This is a genomic window from Amycolatopsis rhizosphaerae (assembly GCF_007713715.1).
Taxonomy (GTDB): domain Bacteria; phylum Actinomycetota; class Actinomycetes; order Mycobacteriales; family Pseudonocardiaceae; genus Amycolatopsis_E; species Amycolatopsis_E rhizosphaerae.
This window is the reverse complement of the sequence record NZ_VJWX01000696.1, coordinates 1-2,820: the sequence shown is the minus strand read 5'-3', so window position 1 is coordinate 2,820 and position 2,820 is coordinate 1. Positions and strand designations below refer to the sequence as shown.

Genomic DNA, 2,820 nt, shown 5'->3' with positions numbered 1-2,820 from the left:
TTCCTGCTCGGACAGCCCCGGCCCCTGGTCGATCACGCGCACCAGAACCGCCCGCGGCCCGTCCGGCCCGACCCGCAGCCGCACCACCCCGCCCGGGGGCGAGGCGGTGATCGCGTTCGACACCAGGTTGTCCAGGATCTGTTCGAGACTGCCGGGCACCGCCAGCGCCGCCGGGCAGGGCGCCGCGTCGAGTTCCAGCTCGACCCGCTCTTCGGCGGCGGCGTCCCCCCACGCCTCGACCCGGTCACGGGCGACCCCGGCCGCGTCGACCGGCTCCGGCTCGCTCGTGGCGACCTCGGCGCGGGCCAGCACCAGCAGCGATTCGACCAGCCGCCCCAGCCGGGCGGTCTCCGCCACCGCCGCGTCCAGCTTCGGCCGCTGCCCGGGCGGCAGTGCCGGTTCCAGCGTCTCCAGCCGCAGGCGCAGCGCGGTCAGCGGGCTCCGCAGCTGGTGCGCGGCATCGGCCAGGAACAGCCGCTGCGAGTCCATCAGCCGCTGCAACCGGCCCGCCATGAGGTTCATCGTTTCGCCGAGGGACCGCAGCTCCGGCGGCGCCGGGCCGGTCGCCACGCGCGTCCCGAGCCGTCCCTGGCCGAGCTGCCGTGCGGCCTCCTGCAGGGACCGCACCGGCCGGGTCACCCAGCGCGCCAGCAGGAATCCCACCGCCGCCACCCCGGCCAGCAGTCCGGCGGAGAGCAGGGCGAGCTCCAGCCAGTACGTCCGCACCCGCCGGTCCAGTTCCGTGGTGGGGTAGCTGATCCGCACCACGCCGTGTACCACTCCCCCCGAGCTGACCGGGAGCGCGACGTACATCAGGTTCCGGCGCAGCGTGTCCGACCAGTGCACCCCCTGGACCCGCTCGCCGCGCAGCGCGGCCTGGATCTCCGGCTGGGCCGAGAAGTCCCGCGGCGAGCCCGCGGGGCTGTCGGAGTCGGCGACCGCCCTCGCGTGCCCGTCCACGACCACGATCCGCCCGCCCGAGGCCGCGTAGTGCGCGAGCAGCGGGTCGATGGCCGGTTTGGTCCCGGTTTCCAGGTTGTCCTCCACCATCGACGCCACGTCGTAGGCGTCGCGCTGGATGTCCGCGAGCAGCACGTCGCCTTCGTGGTTGGCGAAGCCGAGCCCCAGCGGCAGTATCAGCACCGTCAGCACCAGCACGGTGATCGTCAGGTACGACAGCAGGAGCCACCGGGTCATGCCGGCTCGTTCAGGCGGTATCCCACCCCGCGCAGCGTGCTGATCCAGCCGGGATCACCGAGTTTCCTGCGCAGGCCTGCGATGTGCACGTCCAGGGTCTTCGTCGGACCCCACCAGTTCTCGTCCCACACCTCGGCGATGATGTCCTCGCGCCGCCGTACGGTTCCCGGCTCGGCCGCGAGGTAACTGAGCAGGTCGAACTCCTTGCCGGTGAGTTCGAGTTCCCGCTCCCCGAGCCAGACCCGCCGGGCCCGCGGGTCGATGCGCAGCGCGCCGACGGAAAGCTCTTCGCGCGGCGCCGCGGCCTCCCGGCCCGAGCGCCGCAGCACCGCGTGGATGCGGGCCACCAGTTCCCGGAACCCGAACGGCTTGACCACGTAGTCGTCCGCGCCCAGTTCCAGCAGCAGCACCCGGTCCAGTTCCTCGCCCCGCGCGGTGACCACGATGACCGGCGCCGGGCTCTTGGCCCGCAACCGGCGGCAGACCTCGTTGCCGTCCACATCGGGCAGGCCGAGGTCCAGCAGGACCAGGTCCGCCGGAGGGGCCCGCAGCGCCTCGTTTCCGGAGGACACGCGGCGCACCCCGAATCCCGCGTACGACAGGCCCTCGGCCAGCGGTTCCGCGATCGCGTCGTCGTCCTCGACGAGCAGCAGTTCGGGACGCGGAGCCGGGGCGTCGCCCTCCGCCCCCGCCGCCTTCGCCTCGCGATCCGGCGATACCGGCATCGAACCTCCTCGCCCGGGTGTTCCGCCCACCGTGCGGGGTGCGCGGCGGTACCGGCAAGAGCAGAAGGTCACCCGCGCGGCGGGCCTCGGTGATCGAGGTAGTGGTGGAGGCGGGCGGCGCCTGCGAGCATGGCCAGGGACCGGCGGTCGAGGTCGGCCTGACGGCGCGCGATGGCCTCCCGCAGCGCCTCACCGCTGCCCTCCCGGCGCAGCCCGTCGAGGATGAACCGGATCTGCGGCAACCGGTACTGCCCCTGCCGCAGCATCCTGATCATGCGCGCGTCCCGCACGTCCGCGGGCCGGTAGCGGCGGTATCCGGTGCCGGGGTCCCGTTCCGGCCGCAGCAGCCCGACCGATTCCCAGACGCGCAGCGCCGAGGTGCGGACACCGAGCAGCGAGGCCACCTCGCCGATCCGGACGGTCGCGTGGGGCAGGGCCGAGGTGTCCGGCTCTCCCGCCGCGATCGCTTCGAGTGCCTCCCCGGCCGCCCTCAGCGAGGTCCTCTCGTCGTGCAGCGCGGCGTGTGCGGCGTCGGCGAGGGCGAGGGCTCGGGGGAGGTCCCCCTCGTGCACGGCCCGCATCACCGCGCGCGCGGTGTCGATGCCGAAACCCTTCGCCAGCGCCCGGAAGGCGAGCAGCGCCTCGCGATGTGTCGCGTCGAAACGGCGGTAGCCGGACGGGGCGCGCGGCGCCGGGGGCAGGACACCGGCGTCGGCGTAGTTGCGGATCTGCTGTGTCGACAAACCGGTCAGCCGGGCCAGGTCGATCGGGCGCAGCGCCCGGTCCTCGGAAGGTACCTGCACCCCGCCATCCTGCCGTGCCCCCGCCGCTCCCGGTCCCGGTCCCGGTCCCGGACGGCCAGGGTTCCGGCAATGTCGCGTGAGCGTTGGCCGTGAAG

Annotated in this window: 3 protein-coding genes; all 3 read right to left on the bottom strand. The window is 74.0% G+C overall.

Annotation, left to right across the window (positions count from 1 at the left end; translation table 11 throughout):
* The coding region (locus FNH05_RS35665; protein ID WP_144593251.1) for a sensor histidine kinase at positions 1–1,197 on the bottom strand (1,197 nt) is incomplete at its 3' end.
* Positions 1,194–1,922: a response regulator transcription factor gene (locus FNH05_RS35660; RefSeq protein WP_144593250.1), complete on the bottom strand. Its 729-nt coding sequence runs from the start codon at positions 1,920–1,922 to the stop codon at positions 1,194–1,196. The genes FNH05_RS35665 and FNH05_RS35660, both read right to left, overlap by 4 nt.
* Before the next feature lie 68 nt (positions 1,923–1,990).
* The gene (locus FNH05_RS35655) at positions 1,991–2,725 is read right to left on the bottom strand and encodes a MerR family transcriptional regulator (RefSeq protein WP_246128140.1); all 735 of its coding nucleotides are present in this window, start codon (positions 2,723–2,725) and stop codon (positions 1,991–1,993) included.
* Positions 2,726–2,820: the final 95 nt, after the last annotated feature.